Here is a 21,070-nt window from a genome sequence, read left to right on the forward strand (position 1 = left end):
GTAGCTTTCCAACTTCGACGAACCTGCGATGTTCCGTAAGTGAGAGCATTTATCTCAGCCGAAACGAAGAGCTTCGTCAGGCACGCACCCAGTCAACAGTGAGTTGCCCTGTCCCTCGTGGGCAGGAGCCGAGTGCCGGCTGCCTCCTGTATTGCAATCTTTGCCTATTCGGCGGCCCCGCCTCGGCGTACCGGCGACCAGGGAGAACTCTCCCTTGCCGTCCATCGACGGTCCATCCTCCAACGGCCCCGCGCTGGTTCGATACCTTCGACGAAGCAATTGATGAAGGCATAGGATACGTCCTGATACACACGGGAAGGAGTTGGGACCGGCAGAAACGCGTTAAGTCCGCCCATGTCTTCAATGGCCGTGAGCCACTGCTGTGGGTGCATGGTGTCGCGCGCAATAAGGAAGGACACGATGTCCTTCATGCCGGGATCGTTGGTCATGTTGTACAGGCGGGTAGCAAGTACGCGGCCACTTCCTTCCGCAGTGACGTTTGCGACCATATCTGCGCAAGATTGCCGCCGGCGTAGGGATGCGAAGCATTGAAGGGAAACGCCGTTGGCGTTTTCAGGCAGTGCGGCCAGGCCGGTCGACAAGATTTGGCGGACGTTCATCCCGTTGAGGGCCGAGCCGCCGACCTGTCGGGGAAAGGCGGTAGCGCTTCCGCGACCACCTTACCCCCGCTGCTTTGACGCCATGCCCACCAGCTCGCCGACTCTGCGGCTGGAGATTGCATTCATCGCTAATGACTGCTGGGCGTACTTTTCTGGGGTGGATCGTGCCGGTCCGCCTGTACGCTCGAATTTCTGCCTTTGGGATTCCGCTGGGGCCAGCTCAAAGACCTGAGGCATGCCTGAGCTAGGCTACTGGTGAACGCGTCTCCAAGGCCAAGTCTCTACTTTGCAGAACGCCTCCCTACGCCCCCAACGTCGGCTCCGTATTCACCTCCAGCGCCTCTTCCGCCTCATCTTCCTCGCCGAGCACCTCCCCATGCACCCCCAGCGGCCGGCCGATCCAGATCGGATCGACGAGATGGTCGCGTTTGGGGTTGGTGGTGTTGGGGTGGATGAGGATGCTGAGGCCGCTGTGGTTCAGCATCAGCCAGGGGACCAGCGTGGCGAAGATCTCGGTGGCGAAGGAGACCTGGTACATGGCCTGTTCGTGCGGGCCGACCGGCTCGTCGCGCCAGTTGCCCAGGCGCACGCGGAAGCGTTCGCCGATGCGCAGGCGCAGCCATTCGGCGTGCTGCCGCTCGGCTTGCCCGTCATAGTAGATGTGGGCGTGATAGCTGGCGATCTCGGCGAGAGGCCTTGGCGGGCTGGCGGTGTTCACCTTGATGGCTCCCTCGGTGATTGTGGTGCGGGCAGCGTATACGCAAGCGGGCGGGGTGGCCAAGGGGGGCACAGCGTGTGCTCGTCATCTCGATTTCGGGCCAATCGCATATGGAGCTCCCCCACTCCGTCTCGGCTTCGCCCAGCCACCTCTGCCCCCACATTCGTGGGGGAGAGGAAATGCTAATCGCCAAGGTCGCTGCCTTGAAAAGCTTGGCATTTCCTCTCCCCCATGGACATGTGGGAGAGGTGGCCGCGAAGCGGACGGAGTGTGGGCGGGCCGCCGTATGCCTATTGCCAGCACTTCATCGGGCGAGGACCCGCTGATCGCAGAGGTCTCTTGCCCCGATCAAACCCTGCCCATCAGCACCAGGATCAGCAGCACCACCAGCACAGCGCCGACTATTCCGGACGGCCCATAACCCCAGGAGCGCGAGTGTGGCCAGGCCGGGACGGCGCCGATCAGGATCAGGATCAAGACAATGATGAGGATGGTGCTGACGGTCATTAAGAGTCCCTCGCCTTGCTGGTCGGATACGAAGGGACAATGCAAAAGGCCGTCCGGTAGTTCCGGACGGCCTTTTGTCCGACTGCTCGAATGCAGCTATTCCGCGGCTTTCGGGAAGGCGATTGCCGGCTCATCGAGCGGCTTCGGCCCTGTGGACGCATCCCATTTCTTGTCGCGGCCGAACAGCCGGCGGAAGAACGCGTAGAAGCGGCTGTTCTTGCTGCGCGTGAAGATCATCAGCATGGACGGCGTCACCACCAGCGTCAGCAGCGTGGCGAAGGACAGGCCGAAGACGATGGCCGAGGACAGCGAAATCCACCATTGCGTCGACGGCGCGTTGATCGTCGTCTCGTGATGGAAGATTTCGAGGCCGAGACCAAAGGCGATCGGCAGCACGCCGAGGATGGCCGATACCGCCGTCAGCACCACCGGGCGGGCGCGCTCGCGGCAGGTCTGCAGCACCGCCTCCATCTTGTCCCAGCCCTCTTCGCGCAGCCGGTCATAGGTGTCGATGAGAACGATGTTGTTGTTCACCACCACACCGGCCAGCGCGATGACGCCGATACCCGACATGACGATGCCGAAGGCTTCGCCTGTCAGCAGCAGCCCCAGGAACACGCCGATCGTCGCCATGACCACACAGGACAGCACCAGCAGCACGCTGGTGAACTTGTTGAACTGCATCAAGAGCACCAGGAAGATCAGGAAGATCGCGGCGCCAAAAGCCTTGCCGAGGAAGGCGCTGGCTTCGGCGCTGTCCTCGTTCGAGCCGGCGAGCTTCCAGCGTATGCCGTTGTCGAGCTTCATGTCGGTGACCGCCTTGGTCACCTCCGCCTGCACCGCCGCGACCTGGTTACCGGCGGCGACGTTGGCCTGGACGACCACGGTGCGGGCGCCGTCGATGCGGTTGAGGATGCCGACCGTCGGCTCCGGCTTGCGCACGACGAAGTTGGAGATCGGCACCGAGCCTTGCGCGGTCTGCACCCTGAGCTCATCGAGCGTCGACAGCGTGCGCCGGTCTTCGGGCAGGCGCAGCCTGATGTCGACGGCGTCGTCGGCGCCGGCGGGCCTATATTCCGAGAGCTTCAATCCATTGGTCACCAACTGCACCACGGTGCCGACCGCGGTCGGGCTGATGCCGTACTGCGCCGCCTTGGCGCGGTCGACCTCGAGCGCCCAGTCGACGCCGGGCGGCGGCAGGCCGTCGGAAACGTCGATGACGCCGGGCACCTTGGCGATGCGCGCCGCGACCGCACGGGCCTGGTCGTCAAGCCCTTTTGGATCGATGGCTGAAAGCCGGAGCTGGACCGCCTTGCCTGTGGGAGGACCGGCCTCCGGCACGCGCACTTCGACATCGACGCCGGGAATGCCGGCCATGACGGTGCGCAGCTCATCCAGGATATTGTTCGCCGATTTGCGCTCGCGCCAGTCGATGAACTCATACTGGATGACGCCGACGACGTCCTCCGGCACGTCCTGTCCGCCGCCCTGCGTCTTGCCGACGCGGGTGTAGACCGATTTCACGCCGGGCCAGCCGAGCAGCCGGTTTTCGGCGATCCTGGTTGCCGTATCCATTTCGGCCAGCGAGAGATTGCCGCGGGCATGCACATAGAGCAGGCCGTAGTCGGGCTCGACGCTGGGGAAGAACTCGACGCCGGCGCCGTATTTGGAATAGGCGAAGCCAACGCCGGTCAAAAGCACGGCGGTAAGCACCAGCACGGTGATGGGGAAGCGCACCGCCTGCTTGACCAGCGCCATGTACCAGCCGTCGCGATTGTGTTCCTCGTGATGCTCCGGCGCCTTGGCGAAGAGCGCGCCCAGCGTCGGCGCGAACACCAGCGCATAAAGCATCGAGGCCGACAGCGTGACGATCAGCGTGATCGGCATGTATTTCATGAAGTCGCCGATGATGCCGGGCCAGAACAGCAGCGGCGAAAACGCCGCGATGCGCGTCATCGTCGCGGCGATGACCGGACCGGCCATGCGCTTGGCGGCCAGCGTGAAGGCTTCCGCCTTCGGCATGCCTTCGCCCATGCGCCTTTCGGCGAATTCGGTGACGATGATGGCGTCGTCGACCAGCATGCCGACCGCCAGGATAAGGCTGAACAGCACGATCATGTTGATCGTGTAGCCCATCATCGCAAGCAGCAGGATGCCGATCAGGAAGGATGACGGAATGGCAAGCCCGATCAGCAGCGAGGCGCGGCCCGACAGCGCATAGAGGATGACGATGAACACCAGGATGACGGCGATCATCACGTGGTTCTGCAGGTCGCCCAGCAGCTGGTTGACGAAGACAGACTTGTCCTGCGTGTAGGTGATGTTCATGCCTTCCGGCATCGTCTTGACGTAGGCGTCGGACACTTCCCGCACCTTGGCCAGCGTGTCGATCAGGTTGGCGCCGATGCGCTTCTTGACTTCGATGGCGATGGCCGGCTTGCCGTTGAGGCGAGTGATGGTCTCGGCGTCGGCGAAGGTCGAACGCACCGTGGCGATGTCCTTCGCCTGCACGACGGCATTGGGGCCGGCGACCACCGGCAAGGACGCGACATCCTCGGGTGTCTCGATCAGCGACGGCACCTTGACCGCGTATTTGCCTTCCGAACCCTCGATATTGCCGGCGGCGACCAGGCTGTTGGAAGCGCCGACCGCGCCGATCAACTGGTCGAGCTGCAGGCCGTAGGAGGACAGCTTCATCGGGTCGATGACGACCTCGACGAGATCGTCGCGCGCGCCTTGTATGGTGCCCTCAAGAACGCCCGGGACTTCCTCGATGCGGTCGCGCAGTTCGCGCGCCGCCGCCGTAAGCACACGCTCGGGCACATCGCCGGACAGCGTGACGACCAGGACGGGAAACTCGGAAATGTTGACCTCGGTAACAACCGGTTCTTCTGCCGCTTGGGGAAGGTCAGCCTTCGCGTCCTGAACCTTCGAGCGTGTATCAGTCACCGCGGTGTCGACTTTTATAGACGGCAGAAACTCAAGGAAGACAAAGGCACCGCCCTGATAGGCGGATGATTTCATCTCCTTTAACCCCTTGAGACTCTTAAGCTTTGCCTCCAGAGGCCTAAGCAGAAGTCTTTCAGCGTCTTCGGGCGCGATGCCTTGATAGGCAACATTTATATAAACATAAGGGGTAGGAACGTCGGGTTCCGCTTCCTTCGGTGTCGACTGATAGGCGACCCAGCCCGCCAGCAGCAGGAAGACCAGCACCGCAATGGTCAGCCGGGCATTGTTGATCGCGAGTTTGACGATATCCATGGCCTGTTCTCAAGATTTCAGGAGCCGCATGGCGGCCGGTTGTCCCCGCCCGGGGCCACCCGGCGCTACTGCGTTGTCGCTTCGCCCAACAGCTTCTGGATGGTCGCCTGGTCGGCCTCGACCGGCTTGACGACGTCGCCTTCCTTGACGAGTTCCTGGCCGGCGACGATGACGCGGGCATCGGCTGGAATGCCGCCAAGCACCAGGCCCTTCGGCGAGTCGTCAACGAGGTCGATCGGGAAGAACACCACCTTGTTGTCCTTGTCGACGGCACGGATGCCAAGATCGCCCTTGTCGCCCAGCGTCACCACGGAGCGCGGCAACATGACGGCGTCGGTCGGCTGCGCGCTGAGCGCAATCTCTGCCGTCATGCCGGCCGGCACCGAGCCGTCGGCATTGGGGACGGCGATCTCGACGCGGAAGGTTCGGGTGGCCGACGAGGCGTCGCGGCTGATGTAGCGCACGGTGCCTTCGACGGTCTGGCCGCTGACCAGCCGGACAGTGGCCTTGTCGCCGAGCTTGAGATAGCCGAGGTCGCGTTCGCTGACTTCACCGCGCGCAATCACCGGATCGAGCTTGAGGATGGTTGCCACCTCGCCGCCCTGCATGACGGAACTGCCGAGCTCCACCGGCACCCGGTCGATGACGCCGTCGAAGGGCGCCTTGACCAGATTGCGGTCGAGTTCGGCCTGCGCCGTTTCCAGCTGCGACTGCGCAGCGGTCAGGTTCGAACGCGCCGTGTCGAGCTGCAGCTTGGGCAGATTGCCGGTCTTCATGAGCCGAAGCGACGCTTCGAGTTCAGCCTGGCGCTGCACGACGAGCTGCTTGGCATTGTCGACCATCGAGATCTTTTCTTCCGCCGCAAGCATCAGCACCAGATCGCCGGTCTTGACGTGATCGCCCTGCTTGACCGGCAGCTTTTCGATGACGCCGGCGACACGCGTCGCCAGCACGGCGCGCTTGTCGGCCTCGGTCAGCCCGGAAATGCGGATGGCGCGGGCATAGGTCTTGCGCGGCGGCGTCACCACAGCGACGGTCCGCAGCGGCGCCTTCGGTTCGGCCTCGGCCGCCTTGGCTGCATCCGGCGCCTTGGCCTGATCGCCCGGCTTGGCCTGATCGCCTGCCTTGCCAGCACCTTCGACAGCGGCGCTGCCGACCGACGAGAACGCGCCTGTTCCCATCCAGGCGGCGAAGCCGATGAGCACGACAATAGCGGCAAGCTTGTGAAACCTGATCTTCGGCATCATTGTTTTTCCACTGCGGGGTTCGGCCAAGTCGTTATCCAACAGGAGTCCGTCGTCTAACAGCTACCGTGTCTTCCAACTCGGGCGCGTCGCCGATATGGGTGCGCGCCAGGCCGTGTTCAATTTGCCGTGAACGGCGAAGCCGCGCTTCTACATCAAAGTTGCATCGCAATACAGTCGAAAAGTTGCAGGAACATTGTGCCAGGCGATGTAGTGTGGCCAACGGGAAACGGTTTTGTCAGCGCCCCGTCAGGCGGCGGAACCACAGTCTCGGAACAATACGGGTGTTGGAGGCGCTTTGTTTTCAAGGCGTTTTGAGCACTGACATTCTCCTGTGCCTGCACTAGTTTTTGACGCTCAAATGTGGGCGCGACCTGCGTAGCCACTCAGTGAATGGCAGCAGGCGTCAGTATGATTTTGTATACCGTCACACGCAACGGTTGTTCCGGGACGGAAAGTCATCGGCGCTACTCCGATTTGCCGAACACTTCGCTGATCGTCTTGATCGATCCGGGCGGACTCAGGCCCGCCGGCGTTCCGCCTCCGGCTTCTTGCGGGCGGCGAGGAATTCCTTCACCCGCCGTCCCGGTGCCGGCCCGCGCACCGGTTTGAAGCCGTCATCGAGTTCGCCGGAAAGATCGAGCGTCGGCCGCTTGCCGACGGCGTCGTAATTCTCCTCCAGCCAGTCGCTCGCCGCTATGCGGCCAAGGTCGCGCAAATAGGTCAAAAAAGCCCATTCGGCGTTGACCTTAGACGACGCCGACAGATCCTTGAACGCCTCGTCGGCATCGATGCGGTGCATGCGGATGTCGCGGTATTCGCCAGGCGGCAGCCGGCCGGCGGCGATCAGTTCCTTGACGAAGGCGATCGAGCGGAATTCGTTCAGCAGCCCGGCATTGAAGGTGATCTCGTCGATGCGGTTCTGGATCTCGTTGGCGCTTCTCGGCGTGCCTTCGCGCACCACCGGATTGATCTGCACCAAAAGCACATCCTCGGTCGCCGCCGTCTTGAAGAACGGGAACAGCGCCGGATTGCCGCCATAGCCGCCATCCCAATAGGGCACGCCCTTGATCTCGACGGCGCGGAACAATTGCGGCAGGCAGGCCGAGGCCATCACCGTGTCGAGGTCGATCTCACCATCGGAAAAGACGCGCAGCTGGCCGGTCTCGACATTGGTCGCCGAAATGAACAGCTCCATCGACTTGCAGGCGTGGACATTTTTGAAATCGATCTCCTGCTCGACCACGTCGCGCAGCGGGTTCAAGCCCAGCGGATTGGCGACATAGGGCGAAAACACTCGGGACATGGTGTCGAAGAAGAAATAGCCGGGCGTGTTCTCGATCGACCAGTTGCCCCAGGCGACGTCCCACGGCATGCGCTGCACCGGGCTGAAGCGGCCCTTGGCCGCCACCGCGCGCCAGAAATCGTCGAGCTTTTGCCGTGCACCCTCGACGCCGGCGCGCAAAAACCCATCGGCCAGCGCCACCGCATTCATCGCGCCGGCGCTGGTGCCGGACACGGCTGAAATGTCGAGCCTGCCATCCTCCAGCAGCCGGTCGAGTACGCCCCAGGAGAAAGCCCCGTGCGAGCCGCCTCCCTGCAGCGCAATGTTGATCTTCTTCGTTTCCTCCGCCTTGCCGTTTTTGGTCATGGCGTTCCTGTTCAGTTTGGTCGCTGCTGCCTCATTCCGCCCGGAAATCGGGCGGGTTCGACGGCAGCGGACTTATATTGCAGTGCAGCATATAAGGGATGACCAAGGCAAGAACACGAACACGGTCGCGTGATCACATGAAATTTTGGTCATGGGGAATGGTCCTCCACGCCCAGGTCTTCGCCCTACGAATACCCCCACCCTTGATCCCTCCCCACAAGGGGGAGGGAGACTTGGTAGACGCTGATCTCAGCAAACCACCGACGTTTCGGCGGCGCGCGCCAGCTGCCCTCCCCTTGTGGGGGTCCGAAGGACGGGCGAGATTCGTGGCTCGCCCCGGCAAGCTAGGGTGGGGTCCTCTTCGCAACAATCTGAACTTGGAACCTCAGGCCACGAGGTCCGGCACCGGCCCGACATAGCGCGACTGTGGACGGATCAGCCGCCCCGTCGTCTGCTGTTCGCGCGCATGCGCGATCCAGCCGGCGACACGTCCGGCGGCAAAGACATTGCTGAACGCCTGTGGCGGAAAGCCAGCCGCCTCAAGCACAAGCGCTGTGTAAAACTCGACATTGGTCTGCAGCGAGCGCTGCGGCTTGGCGATCCGCAGCACTTCGAGCGCCGTGTGCTCGACCTGTTCGGCGAAGGCCAGGCGGCGGCCGGCTTCGCCCTCGCTGCCGAGCTGCCGCACGACGGCTTTCAGTACATCGGCGCGCGGATCGCGCACGCGGTAGATACGATGGCCGAAACCCATGATGCGCTCGCCATGCGCGACCTTCTCGCGCAGCCAACCGGCCGCGTCGCCATGCGCCTGGATTGCATCGAGCATCTCGATCACCGGGCCGGGCGCGCCGCCGTGCAGCGGCCCCTTGAGCGCGCCGAGCCCAGCCAGCACCGACGATGTCAGCCCGGCCAGCGTCGATGCGACGACGCGGGTGGCGAAGGTCGAGGCGTTGAGGCCGTGATCGCAGACGGTCACCAGATAGGTGTCGAGTGCCCTTGCCAGCGCCGGCGACGGGACGGATCCCTCGAGCATCCTCAGCATGTCGGCGGCATGATCGGCCTTCGCGTCAGGTGCGATCGGCTGCTCGCCACGCGCCAGGCGCAGCAGAGCCGGCGTCAGCACGGCGGGCGCCGCGATCAGCCGCAAGGCGTCCGTCGGTGTCTCGCCATCCGGCAGCAGCGCCATGCCGGCGCGCATGGCGCCATAGATCTCAATCGGTGCGAGCAGCGGCAGCGAGGGTGCAAGCCGCTCGAACAGCTCGACGCGAGCCTTGCCCAGCCTCGCTGCCAGTTCGGCATCGCCGGGAAGGCCGTCGAAGAAGCCGTCGAGCAACAGGCGAACCACTTGCGCATAGCGCCAGCGTCCCGCCAATTCCGGCAGCGAATGACCGCGGATCGTCAGGCGGCCGCCAAGGCCATCGACATCGGAGAGCACGGTCTCCGCCGCCACCACATCATCGAGCCCGTTCGGCATATCTCATCTCCTTGCAGCTTTTCTGCATGGGAGATAAGGGTTAGGCTGCGCCTCGATCAATCTTGATCAATATAATCAATGCATGGGCTAAAAATGTCCGAATGGCTGTCGCGGGATGAGGCGCTGGAACGGCTCAAGGTCCGGCCGCAGACGCTCTACGCCTATGTCAGCCGTGGCCGCATCGGCATGCGGCCGGATGAGAGCGACCCGCGCCGCAGCCAGTACCGCGCCGACGACATCGCGGCATTGGCGACCCGCCGGGCGCGGGGCCGCAGTCCCTCGGCCATCGCCGAGAGTGCGATCGCCTGGGGCGAACCCTCGATCGCAACAGCAATTTCAACCGTTCTGCACGGGCGCCTCATCTACCGAGGGCAAGACGCCGTTGCGCTTTCCAAAGCGGCGACGCTGGAGGAAACCGCTGCTGTGCTCTGGGCCTCGCCTGAACCGGTGGCTTTCAAAGCTCCGTCATCTGAAGCGCCTCATCCAGTCGGCCGCGCCTCGGCCTTTGCGCAGCTTGCCATGCTTGCAGGCCACGGGCGGCCTTCGCTAGGACGCAGCGCCGCCTCGCTGTGCACCGAGGCCGCGCGCACAGTCGGAGCGCTGGCGCAGTCGCTGGGCGCTGAAGCCGGCACAGCGCCCGTCCATAAGCGCCTGGCGCAGGGCTGGTCGGTAGATGCGACGGGAGCGGAAGCGATCCGCTGCGCCCTCGTCCTGCTCGCCGATCATGAACTCAACGCATCGACCTTCGCCGCCCGCGTCGCAGCGTCCACAGGGGCCTCGCCTGCCGCATGCCTGTTGGCCGGCCTGGCAACGCTGTCCGGCCCGCGCCACGGCGGCGCCGGCGAAGCGGTGATGCAACTGGCTGAAGATGCAGCAGCCCACGGCGCGGATGCGGCGATCCGGCGCTGGCTCGGCCATGATCGGCCCTTGCCGGCGTTCGGCCATCCGCTCTATCCCGACGGCGATCCCCGTGCCACCGCACTTCTGGCAGTCATCCCTGTCGACGAGACGCTGCAACAGCTGCAAAAAGCCGCCATGGCGGCAGCCGGTGCCCAGCCCAACATCGACTTCGCCCTGGCCGCACTAACGCGCGGCCTTGGCTTGCCGCGCGATGCACCGTTCCAGCTATTCGCGCTTGGACGCAGCGTCGGCTGGGCCGCGCATATGGTCGAACAGATCATTAGCGGCAGCATCATCAGGCCGCGTGGCCGCTATGAGGGACGCGTGACTTAAGCCGACCTGGCCGTGTTCCCGAAACGCGCACGGTACGCGACGGGCGTCGTGGCGAATTGCCGGCGGAAGTGATGCCGCAACGTGCCTGCCGCGCCAAAGCCGGCGGTCTCGGCAATCCGTTCGATCGGCATGGCGGTGTCTTCCAGCAGCGTGCGCGCCCGCGAAAGCCGTTCCGACAGCAGCCAGCGCGCCGGCGTGACGCCGGTTGCGGCCGCAAAGCGGCGCAGAAACGTCCGCTCGCTCATCCCGGCAAGCTCGGCCAAGATGGCGACGGGATAGTCGGCGGAAATATTGGCGCGCATCCTGTCGATCAACGGTCCAAGCCGGCTGCGCTCATGTGGCTCGGGAACGGAGCTCTCGACATACTGCGCCTGGCCGCCGTCGCGATGCGGCGGCACGACCAGACGGCGCGCCACCATGTTTGCAGCCTTGGTGCCGAAGTCGCGCCGAACCAGATGCAGGCAGAGGTCGATGCCCGCGGCACTGCCTGCCGATGTCAGCACATTGCCCTCATCGATGTACAAAACGTCCGGAATCACGGTGATGTCGGGGTACATCTCCATCAGCTTCTCGCTGTAGCGCCAATGCGTGGTCGCTCTTTTGCCCGCAAGCAGGCCGGCGGCGGCAAGCACGAACACGCCCGAACAGATCGAAAGAATGCGAGAGCCGCGCTCGTGTGCCTTTCGAAGCGCCTCGATCAGCGCCGGCGGCACCGGAGCCTCCGTTCCGCGCCATCCCGGTACGATCACCGTGCCGGCCTGGCCGATCAGATCGATCCCGCCGTCGGCAACAATACGCACGCCGCCCAGCGCGCGCATTTCACCGGTATCAATACCGGCAACTGCAAAACGGTACCAATCCTCACCCATTTCCGGCCGGGGCAAGGCGAAGATCTCAACCGCCACGCCAAACTCGAACGTGCACAGGCCGTCATAGGCAACGGCAACGACAAGAGGGTTGGCAGGGCGCGGATTGGCAGAGGATGGCATGATCTTGACGATATATGGCAAAGCTGCCAGCTGCAATCGCCCTGCTTCCTGTCTTATCTCTCCGTCGCATCAGCAATGGAGATACGAGGATGAGCCACGTGACAGACATTCCGGCGGCATCGCCGGATATCGCCCGCGACCATTTTCTGCGCCGGCTTTCCGTCGAGACCGACTGTTCCGACGTCGCCGCCGCACTGCGTGCCGGGGAGCCGGACTTTGTTCTCCTGCATGTGGTCGGTTCGCCGGAAGCCTATGGACGCCGCCATGTGCCGGGCGCGCTGCATCTGCCCCACCGCGAAATATCGGCCGGGCGGATGGTGCAATGGCCCGAAAGGACGCTGTTCGTCGTCTATTGCGCGGGACCGCATTGCAATGGCGCGGATCAGGCGGCCTTCAAGCTGGCCAGCCTCGGTCGTCCCGTGAAGATCATGATCGGCGGCATAACCGGTTGGCAGGACGAGGACCTTCCTTTCGCTTCAGGCAAGGAGCCCGGTGTCTTGCACGCGTGAGGCCACGCGATATGGTCGGCCTTGAAGACTGAGCAAGCATGCAGAAGGCGATGGTTAGAATTCGTCCATTCGAGCGCCAGGATGTCGGTGCGGTGCTCGCCCTCATGCGGGCGCTAGCCGTCTTCGAGGGTTATGACGACAAGCTTCGCGTCACCGAAGCGAACCTCATCGAGCACGGGCTGGGGCCATCGCCCCGGTTCGGCGTGTTGGTGGCGGAGCGAGAGGGCGTGATCGTCGGCATCGCCGTCCACTACCTCATCCCCTGGACCTACGACCTGAAGCCGGTTGTCTGGCTGAAGGAACTCTACGTCACTGAAGCGACGCGCGGCATGGGGGTCGGCCATGCGCTTGTTGAACAGCTTCGCCAACACGCTTTGAGCATTGGCGCCTCCGCCATCAAATGGACGGTGCTGAAATCCAACTCGCCGGCCAAAGCCTTCTACCGCTCGCTCGACGGCCAGCCCGACGATATCTGGGAACCGTGGCAGCTGAAAATCGACCCGTGACAGCCGCCTCGACCAACTGAGGGCGGTCGACCATGCGGCGGTCGCTTACGACATGGTGTCAAGCTTGCGCTGCATGGCGGCGATCTGTTGCTTCAGTTCCTGAAGGTCGTCGCCGCTCTTTTCCGGGACATCCTTGCGGGCCGGCTCGGGTGCAGCCGCGGCCGCAGCATTTGTGGCGGCGGTCGGGAAGGGCGTGAACAGGCGCATCGCGTTCTGGAACATTTCCATGTTGCGGCGTGTCTGCTCTTCCAGCGCCTTGATCGGAGTGGCGATCTTCATTACATCCAGCGGCGACTTGCCGATCGCGCCCTTCATCTGCTCGCGGAACCGCTCCTGTTCCTTGGAGAAGGCCATCATCGACTGTTCGAGGAAGCTCGGCACGATCTGCTGCATCTGGTCGCCATAGAAAGCGATCAACTGGCGCAGGAACGGGATCGGCAGCATGTTCTGCCCATCCTTGTTCTCCAGTTCGAAGATGATCTGCGTCAGCACCGGATGGGTAATGTCGTCACCGGTCTTGGCGTCCTGGACGGTGAACTCCTCGCCCTTCTTGACCATCTCGGCCAGATCCTCGAGCGTCACATAGGTGCTGGTGCCGGTATTGTAGAGCCGGCGATTGGCATATTTCTTGATAATGATAGGGTCGTCTTTCGCGGCCATCAGCATCCTCCCGGGACACCGGCGCGCCTGAGTAAGCCGCCGGTAACGATTGCGCCATTTTTAAGGATATGCGCAAAAGCTCTATAATTCCAAGCGCTTTGTGCAGTGCGGCATCATTTATTGCTGCATGGCCGGCCAATTATGCTGCGCAGCAAAGGTTGGGCGATCCCGCCGGCCGCTCACGCCCTGCTTGCGGCGCTTGGCCGGCATGCCCATTTCCGGTTTGACTTGGGGTGTGGAACGAGCAAGAAAAGTCCCAACAAGCCCCCAAGAACACGACACCTCGAAGTCTGGAGAGAAAAATGTCCGCTTCCAATTCAATCGTCGTTGCCAGCGCCGCACGCACGGCTGTCGGCTCTTTCAACGGCGCCTTCGCCGCCACCCCGGCGCATGAACTTGGCGCCGTCGTCATCAGGGAGCTTTTGGCGCGCGCCGGCGTCGAGCCGGGTGAAGTCGACGAGGTCATTCTCGGCCAGGTGCTGACCGCCGCGCAGGGCCAGAACCCCGCCCGCCAGGCGTCGATCAATGCCGGCCTGCCCAAGGAGACCACCGCCTGGGGGCTCAACCAGGTTTGCGGCTCTGGCCTGCGCGCCATCGCGCTCGGCATGCAGCAGATCGCCGCCGGCGACGCCACTGTGATCATCGCCGGCGGCCAGGAATCGATGTCGCTGTCGCCGCACGCCGAGCACCTGCGCGCCGGCGTCAAGATGGGCGACTACAAGATGATCGACACCATGATCAAGGACGGGTTGTGGGACGCCTTCAACGGCTACCACATGGGCAACACCGCCGAGAACGTCGCCCGCCAGTTCCAGATCACCCGCGACGACCAGGACCAGTTTGCGCTGGCCTCGCAAAACAAGGCCGAGGCCGCGCAGAAGGCCGGCAAGTTCAAGGACGAGATCGTCGCCTTCACGATCAAGGGCAGGAAAGGCGACACTGTCGTCGACCAGGACGAGTACATCCGCCACGGCGCCACCATCGACGCCATGTCCAAGCTGAAGCCGGCTTTCGACAAGGACGGCACCGTGACCGCCGCCAACGCGTCGGGCATCAATGACGGCGCCGCCGGCGCGCTGCTGATGAGCGAGGCTGAAGCCACAAGGCGCGGCATCACCCCGCTGGTGCGCATCGCATCCTGGGCGACGGCCGGCGTCGATCCGGCGATCATGGGCACCGGACCTATTCCCGCCTCGAAGCGGGCGCTCGAGAAGGCCGGCTGGTCGGTCAAGGACCTCGACCTTGTCGAGGCCAATGAAGCCTTCGCCGCGCAGGCCTGCGCCGTCAACAAGGGCATGGGCTGGGATACGTCGATCGTCAACGTCAATGGCGGCGCCATCGCCATCGGCCATCCGATCGGCGCGTCGGGCGCCCGCGTCTTCAACACGCTGGTTTTCGAGATGCGCCGCCGCGGCGCCAAGAAGGGCCTCGCCACGCTCTGCATCGGCGGCGGCATGGGCGTCGCTCTGTGCGTGGAAGCGCTGTGAAAGAGAAGTGAGTAGTGAATAGGGAGTAGTGAATGGGGAAGAAGGAGCAGCGCGGCGGGATATCGATCCCTACTCGCTATTCCCTACTCCCTATTCCCTTCTTCCGACCAAAGGGAGGAAGAACTTTCAATGACCAAAGTAGCGCTCGTCACCGGTGGATCGCGCGGCATCGGCGCCGCCATATCGATCGGCCTGAAGAATGCCGGTTACACCGTTGCAGCCAACTATGCCGGCAATGACGAGGCAGCGGGGAAGTTCAGCGCACAAACCGGCATCAAGGCCTACAAATGGTCGGTCGCCGACTACGACGCCTGTGCCGCCGGAATCAAACAGGTCGAGGCCGATCTCGGCCCGGTCTCGGTGCTGGTCAACAATGCCGGCATTACCCGCGACGCCATGTTCCACAAGCTGACGCGCGAGCAGTGGAAGGAAGTCATCGACACCAATCTGTCTGGGGTCTTCAACATGACGCATCCGCTGTGGGGCGGCATGCGCGACCGCAAATTCGGCCGCGTCATCACCATTTCCTCCATCAACGGCCAGAAAGGCCAGGCCGGCCAGGTCAACTATTCCGCCGCAAAGGCCGGCGACATCGGCTTCTCGAAGGCGCTGGCGCAGGAGGGCGCGCGCGCGGGCATCACAGTCAATGTCATCTGCCCCGGCTACATCGCCACCGAGATGGTCAAGGCGATCGACGAGAAGGTGCTGAATGAACGCATCATTCCGCAGATCCCGGTCGGCCGCCTCGGCGAACCGGAAGAGATCGCGCGTTGCGTCGTCTTCCTCGCCTCTGAGGACGCCGGTTTCATCACCGGCTCGACCATCACAGCCAATGGCGGCCAGTATTTCGCCTGAACGACAGCATTTCGCCCGGTAGGACGGGCCGGCTTATGGCCCGTTTTTTCATCGCCGGCCGGCGATGTTCCGGGCTGCGCGCTAGACATTGACCCGTTCCGGCACGCAAAGATTAACGATTTCCAGGCGCCCTGTGCAAAACCCGGTTCGCAAGCTGTGAATTCTCGGTGGACAAGCTGTGGATAACACAACATGTTGGGGTGAACAAACCAGGAAAATCCCGCCATCGCTGATTGATCGCCGATTCGTTCCGGCTTTGAGCGCAACGTTAACGACCAACGCCGAAAATCACCGGCAAATGGTTAAGGCCGATTAAGAAAATTCAACAATTTCATAATGTTGGCCGAGGCGTATCGGATCACGACGATGCCCCGCCGGCAAAGGTTAACGCCAATGGTCGCCTTGCAGGAATCGGGCCAGTTTCCGCGATTCAGCATATGGTGAGACTCAGCCTCGCAAAATCCACATGTAGCCGTGAACAAAAGCTGAATCTGCCGGAGTCACTGATTCGTCGCCGATTCGTTCCAGACTCGTTCCAACTGTTAATTGAGACCTCAAAGACGAACCGTGGGATTGCCGGCCGGAACATTCCGCTTTCGCTTCGCGCCTGAAATCCCTATGTGTCGCCTGTCATACGCGCCACGCGAGGCGCGCTCCCGACAACACGATGCAGAAAGCCTCATCTCCAGGCCGATGAACATCCAGCCGAAACACACCGAGCCGCTGATCCTGTCGGGCCGCGACGTGACTGCCGTGCTGGGTCCGACCAACACCGGCAAGACCCATCTCGCCATCGAGCGCATGGTGGCGCATGAGAGCGGCATTATCGGCCTGCCGCTCCGCCTTCTGGCGCGCGAGGTCTATGCCCGCGTCTGCGAAAAGGTCGGCGCCCACAAGGTGGCGCTCATCACCGGCGAGGAAAAAATCCAGCCGCCCGGCGCGAAATATTCGGTCTGCACCGTCGAAGCCATGCCGCGCGAGACCGACGTTGCCTTCGTCGCCATCGACGAGGTGCAGCTCGCCGGCGACCTCGAGCGCGGCCATATCTTCACCGACCGAATCCTGCACCTGCGCGGGCGCCAGGAAACGCTGCTGCTCGGCGCGGCCACCATGCATGGCATCCTGCAAAAGCTGCTGAGAGGCGTCTCGGTGGTGACGCGCCCTCGCCTGTCGCACCTGGCCTATGCCGGTTCGAAGAAATTGACCCGCCTGCCGCGGCGTACGGCGATCGTCGCTTTCTCCGCCGACGAGGTCTATGCCATCGCTGAGCTGATCCGCCGCCAGCAAGGAGGAGCGGCGGTCGTGCTAGGCGCGCTGTCGCCCCGCACCCGCAATGCCCAGGTGGCAATGTTCCAGGCAGGGGACGTCGACTATCTCGTCGCCACCGACGCCATCGGCATGGGGCTCAACCTTGATCTCGATCATGTCGCCTTCGCCCAGAACCGCAAATTCGACGGCTACCAGTACCGCAACCTGACGGCGGCCGAGCTCGGCCAGATCGCCGGCCGCGCCGGCCGGCATCTGCGCGACGGCACCTTCGGCGTCACCGGCCAGGTCGATCCGCTGGACGAGGAACTGGTCAAGCGCATCGAGGGGCACGAGTTCGATCCGGTGAAGGTGCTGCAATGGCGCACCGCGCATTTCGACTTCGCCAGCCTCGACGCGCTGAAGCGCTCGATCGAGGCCAACGCGCCGGTCGAAGGCCTGACGCGCGCGCTGCCGGCGGTCGATGCGCAGGCGCTCGAACATCTCTCCCGCGACGAGGACATCCGCGCGCTGGCTACCAATGCCAAGCGCGTCGCGCTGCTGTGGGAAGCCTGCGCGTTGCCGGACTACCGCAAGATCGCGCCGGCCCAGCACTCCGACCTGATCGCTTCTATCTACACCGACCTCGCCAAACACGGCCATGTCGACGAGAACTACATGGCCGAGCAGGTGCGCCGCGCCGATACGACCGAGGGGGACATCGACACGCTGTCGCACCGCATTGCGCAGATCCGCACCTGGACATTCGTGTCCAACCGGCCGGGCTGGCTGGCCGATCAGGCACACTGGCGGGAAAAGACGCGCGAAATCGAAGACAGATTGTCGGATGCGCTGCATGAGCGGTTGACGAAACGGTTTGTAGACCGCAGGACTTCCGTCCTCATGCGGCGCCTTAGAGAAAATACAATGCCTGAAGCCGAAATCAGTCCTACCGGAACCGTCCTTGTCGAAGGCCATCATGTCGGCGAGTTGCAAGGGTTCCGCTTCACCGCCGACCAGAGCGCCGGCGGCGAAGACGCCAAGGCCGTGCGTACGGCAGCGCAAAAAGCGCTGGCCGCCGAGTTCGAGGCGCGTGCCGAACGCTTCGGCGCCTGCGCCAATGGCGACCTTGCGCTCGGCTCCGACGGCACGCTGCGCTGGATCGGCGCGCCGATCGGCACGCTGGTTGCCGGCGAGGACGCGCTGAAGCCGCGCCTGGTGCTTTTGGCCGACGAGCAGTTGACCGGCCCCGCCCGAGACAAGGTCGCCGCGCGCGCCGAGCGTTTCGTCAATTTCCAGATCGAATCCTTGCTGAAGCCGCTGGTCGACTTGAAGAATGCCGAGCAGATCGCCGGCATCGGCCGTGGCATCGCCTTCCAGCTCGTCGAGCATTTCGGCCTCATCAACCGCCGCGACATCGCCGAGGAAATGAAGTCGCTCGACCAGGAGGGTCGCGCCGCCTTGCGCCGGCTCGGTGTGCGCTTCGGCGCCTACCACGTCTTCGTGCCGGCGCTGATCAAGCCGGCGCCCGCCGGACTGATTACGCTGTTGTGGGCGCTGAAGAACGACGGCAAGGACAAGCCCGGCTTTGGCGACGTGGTGCACGCGCTGGCCTCCGGCCGCACATCGGTGGTCATCGACCCGGCCTTCGACAAGAGCTTCTACAGGCTCGCCGGCTACCGCAATCTCGGGCGCCGCGCCGTGCGCATCGACATTCTGGAACGGCTGGCCGACCTGATCCGGCCTGCGACCAACTGGAAGCCCGGTCTGGGACAGCGCCCCGACGGCGCTTATGACGGCCAGTCCTTCATGGTGACGCCGCCGATGATGTCCATCCTCGGCGCCACCGCCGACGACATGGAAGAGATCCTGAAAGGTCTCGGCTATCGCGCCGAGCCGAAGCCGCCGGCAGAGGTCAAGGCGCGGCTGGAAGCACAGGACAATGCCGCGCGCGAAGCCGCGGCGGCAAAGCTGGCGGAAGCGGCAGCGAAGGCCGAGTAGGCCCAGACGGCGGAAGCCGCTGCAGGCGAAGCTGTCGCTGAAGCGCCGACCGACAGTTCGGAGCCGGATGCGGCTTCCGCCACTGAGGTTGCGGCTGAGGAGCCCGTTGCCGAAGTCGCATCGGAGGCTGTTGCAGACGCTCAGCCGGAAGCGCCTGCCGAGGGTTCGGAGCCAGCTGCGGCCGTTGAAGCTACCGCCGAGGTCCCAGCCATCGCGGAAGCAACGGCAGAGCCCGTCGCGGACGAGCAAGTCGAAGCTCGCGCAGAATTCGCGGAAGAAGCTCCGGCTGTTGCGGAAGCTGACGACACTGCCGACGCCACCGTCGCCGAAAACGCCGACGCCCTTACCTCCCCCTCGATGGGGGAGGTCGCGGCGCGAAGCGACGCGGGTGACAGCGTTGACGAAGCAGGTGCAGACACAGCAGACACTTCAGGCGCAACCGCCGACGCCGGCGCTGCCCCCACCCCGGCGCTGCGCGCCGACCCTCCCCACGAGGGGGAGGGTGGAAGCGCTGAGCCTGTCCCCGAGGCCGAAGCCCCAAAGCCCATCTTGTTGTGGCGGCAGGGCCGTTTCGAGCAGCGCCCGCGCCATCGGCAAGACAACCGCAGAGACAATCGCCCGCGTAACGGCCAGGCTGCCCGCGCCGATGCGCCGGCCGACGCTGCCGGCGGACAGCCCGCAACGGGCGAGCGGCCGGCCTACCAAGGCCGGCGCGACCAGCGCGACGGTGCCGCCAAGCCGCGCTTCGACCGTTCGAAGTTCAAGCCCAAACCGCAGGCCGAGGGCGAACCGCGCCGCGACGGCAAGCCGCAAGGCGAGCGTTCGCGCGAGGGCCGGCCTGATTGGAAAGGCGGCAGGCCGGAAGGCAAAGGCGGACCGCAAGGCGCCAAGCCGGCCTTCCAGGCCAAGCCACGCGAGGAACGCCCGGCGCGCTTCGATCCGGACTCGCCCTTCGCCAAGCTCGCCGCCTTGCGCGACCAGCTGAAGAAATAAGCCCCAGGTTCGCTGCGATGGTTGCTGAAGGTCGTCAGCGCATCGACAAGTGGCTGTTCTTTTCGCGCGCGATAAAATCGCGCTCGCTGGCGGCCAAGCTGGTTGTCGCCGGACGCGTCCGCATCAACAGCGACAAAGCAGCGCAGGCCTCCGATCTGGTCAAGCCTGGCGACGTTTTGACCATTACGCACGAGCGCCGCATCTTCGTTTGGAAGGTGCTTGGCACCGGCGTGCGGCGCGGTCCGGCCGAGGAAGCACGCACGCTCTACGAGGACATGTCCCCGCCGCCGGCCCCGAAAGGCGAGGCTGTTGCCGATGCCATTCCGGCGCTGCGCGACGCCGGCAGCGGCCGGCCGACCAAGAAAGAGCGCAGGCAAACCGACCGGCTGTTCGGCGAAGACTGAAGCCTTGGCCGTCTGCGCCATGCCGGCGGTGTGGAATTTCATTCCGGACACGCGGGCCCCGCCTGCAATGGCTGCCCTTGCAAGCGGCAGGCAAAGGCGTTACCTCACCAAAAAAGCCGCCGCATCGGCCCGAAAATCTGAAGTCGATTTTTCGGAAGGCACGATGCGCAGTTTCAAAGTGTCAGAGCGTACTTTATGCGTCCAAGTGGACGCACGTCGCTCTAGCAAAAACGGGACGTCCCGGAGCCGACCAATGACCTATGTCGTGACCGACAACTGCATCAAATGCAAGTACATGGACTGCATCGAGGTCTGTCCGGTCGACTGCTTTTACGAGGGCGAGAACATGCTTGTCATACATCCCGACGAGTGCATCGACTGCGGCGTCTGCGAACCGGAATGCCCGGCCGATGCAATCAAGCCCGACACCGAGCCGGGCCTCGACAAATGGCTGCAGGTCAACACCGAATACGCCGAGAAATGGCCCAACATCACCGCCAAGAAGGAGCCTCCGGCAGATGCCAAGAGCTTCGACGGCGAGGCCGGCAAGTTCGAGAAATATTTCTCCGCCGAGCCCGGCGAAGGCGACTGAGCACATGACGCTGGAATCGGAATCGATTTCGGAAAGGGTGATGCGCAAAGCAAAAAAGTGCGGCCTATTGGATCGTCATAACGCTGCGTAACGCGCATCATACATTAACTGCCTTGACAGG

General features: G+C 63.8%; 16 protein-coding genes and 1 pseudogene. 8 read left to right on the forward strand and 9 right to left on the reverse strand.

What is annotated here, in order from left to right; translation table 11 throughout:
* Nucleotides 1-164: 164 nt before the first annotated feature.
* From NKI37_RS19725 to NKI37_RS19755, 7 genes are all read right to left on the reverse strand, one after another.
* On the reverse strand, nucleotides 165-620 hold the full coding sequence (locus NKI37_RS19725) for a manganese catalase family protein (RefSeq protein WP_081725537.1): 456 nt from the start codon (nucleotides 618-620) through the stop codon (nucleotides 165-167).
* Between the two features lie 301 nt (nucleotides 621-921).
* Nucleotides 922-1,338 (reverse strand): DOPA 4,5-dioxygenase family protein, encoded by a 417-nt coding sequence (locus tag NKI37_RS19730; RefSeq protein WP_352791225.1) that lies wholly within the window; start codon nucleotides 1,336-1,338, stop codon nucleotides 922-924.
* Between the two features lie 348 nt (nucleotides 1,339-1,686).
* Entirely contained in the window at nucleotides 1,687-1,845 is a 159-nt protein-coding gene (locus NKI37_RS19735) for a DUF3309 family protein (RefSeq protein ID WP_023707271.1), read from the reverse strand.
* A gap of 96 nt (nucleotides 1,846-1,941) precedes the next feature.
* Nucleotides 1,942-5,106 carry an efflux RND transporter permease subunit gene (locus NKI37_RS19740; protein WP_352791223.1) on the reverse strand — a complete coding sequence of 1,055 codons (3,165 nt, stop codon included), beginning with the start codon at nucleotides 5,104-5,106 and terminating at the stop codon, nucleotides 1,942-1,944.
* A 65-nt stretch (nucleotides 5,107-5,171) separates the two neighbouring features.
* Entirely contained in the window at nucleotides 5,172-6,350 is a 1,179-nt protein-coding gene (locus NKI37_RS19745) for an efflux RND transporter periplasmic adaptor subunit (protein WP_352791221.1), read from the reverse strand.
* A 520-nt stretch (nucleotides 6,351-6,870) separates the two neighbouring features.
* A complete protein-coding gene (locus NKI37_RS19750; RefSeq protein WP_352791219.1) occupies nucleotides 6,871-8,001 on the reverse strand; it encodes a patatin-like phospholipase family protein in 1,131 nt (376 codons plus the stop codon).
* A 385-nt stretch (nucleotides 8,002-8,386) separates the two neighbouring features.
* Nucleotides 8,387-9,475 carry a citrate synthase/methylcitrate synthase gene (locus tag NKI37_RS19755; protein ID WP_023693621.1) on the reverse strand — a complete coding sequence of 363 codons (1,089 nt, stop codon included), beginning with the start codon at nucleotides 9,473-9,475 and terminating at the stop codon, nucleotides 8,387-8,389.
* A gap of 93 nt (nucleotides 9,476-9,568) precedes the next feature.
* On the opposite strand from NKI37_RS19755, the gene NKI37_RS19760 reads away from it, so the two are divergent.
* The gene (locus tag NKI37_RS19760; protein WP_023693620.1) at nucleotides 9,569-10,708 is read left to right on the forward strand and encodes a citrate synthase; all 1,140 of its coding nucleotides are present in this window, start codon (nucleotides 9,569-9,571) and stop codon (nucleotides 10,706-10,708) included.
* Here the strand turns inward: NKI37_RS19760 and ftrA are convergent.
* On the reverse strand, nucleotides 10,705-11,697 hold the full coding sequence (gene ftrA, locus NKI37_RS19765) for a transcriptional regulator FtrA (RefSeq protein WP_502896403.1): 993 nt from the start codon (nucleotides 11,695-11,697) through the stop codon (nucleotides 10,705-10,707). The two genes, NKI37_RS19760 and ftrA, sit on opposite strands and share 4 nt — an antisense overlap.
* An 89-nt stretch (nucleotides 11,698-11,786) precedes the next feature.
* On the opposite strand from ftrA, the gene NKI37_RS19770 reads away from it, so the two are divergent.
* On the forward strand, nucleotides 11,787-12,206 hold the full coding sequence (locus NKI37_RS19770; RefSeq protein ID WP_023702797.1) for a rhodanese-like domain-containing protein: 420 nt from the start codon (nucleotides 11,787-11,789) through the stop codon (nucleotides 12,204-12,206).
* Nucleotides 12,207-12,256: 50 nt separating this feature from the next.
* A complete protein-coding gene (locus NKI37_RS19775; protein ID WP_031194243.1) occupies nucleotides 12,257-12,712 on the forward strand; it encodes a GNAT family N-acetyltransferase in 456 nt (151 codons plus the stop codon).
* A 45-nt stretch (nucleotides 12,713-12,757) separates the two neighbouring features.
* Here NKI37_RS19775 and phaR read toward each other — a convergent pair whose 3' ends face one another.
* Nucleotides 12,758-13,372 carry a polyhydroxyalkanoate synthesis repressor PhaR gene (gene phaR, locus NKI37_RS19780; protein ID WP_023685813.1) on the reverse strand — a complete coding sequence of 205 codons (615 nt, stop codon included), beginning with the start codon at nucleotides 13,370-13,372 and terminating at the stop codon, nucleotides 12,758-12,760.
* Between the two features lie 302 nt (nucleotides 13,373-13,674).
* Here phaR and NKI37_RS19785 point away from each other — a divergent pair, with 302 nt between their 5' ends.
* From NKI37_RS19785 to fdxA, 5 genes and pseudogenes are all read left to right on the forward strand, one after another.
* On the forward strand, nucleotides 13,675-14,859 hold the full coding sequence (locus tag NKI37_RS19785) for an acetyl-CoA C-acetyltransferase (protein WP_023673832.1): 1,185 nt from the start codon (nucleotides 13,675-13,677) through the stop codon (nucleotides 14,857-14,859).
* A gap of 129 nt (nucleotides 14,860-14,988) precedes the next feature.
* The gene (phbB, locus tag NKI37_RS19790; protein ID WP_023698448.1) at nucleotides 14,989-15,714 is read left to right on the forward strand and encodes an acetoacetyl-CoA reductase; all 726 of its coding nucleotides are present in this window, start codon (nucleotides 14,989-14,991) and stop codon (nucleotides 15,712-15,714) included.
* A gap of 693 nt (nucleotides 15,715-16,407) precedes the next feature.
* Nucleotides 16,408-19,953, forward strand: a pseudogene (locus NKI37_RS19795) (helicase-related protein).
* 17 nt (nucleotides 19,954-19,970) lie between these two features.
* Nucleotides 19,971-20,357, forward strand: a complete 387-nt coding sequence (locus tag NKI37_RS19800; protein ID WP_023693611.1) for an RNA-binding S4 domain-containing protein — start codon at nucleotides 19,971-19,973, stop codon at nucleotides 20,355-20,357.
* A 253-nt stretch (nucleotides 20,358-20,610) separates the two neighbouring features.
* A complete protein-coding gene (fdxA, locus tag NKI37_RS19805; protein WP_013529180.1) occupies nucleotides 20,611-20,949 on the forward strand; it encodes a ferredoxin FdxA in 339 nt (112 codons plus the stop codon).
* The last annotated feature ends 121 nt before the right edge of the window (nucleotides 20,950-21,070 follow it).

This window comes from Mesorhizobium sp. M0626 (assembly GCF_040320665.1).
In the GTDB taxonomy this organism is placed as follows: Bacteria; Pseudomonadota; Alphaproteobacteria; order Rhizobiales; family Rhizobiaceae; genus Mesorhizobium.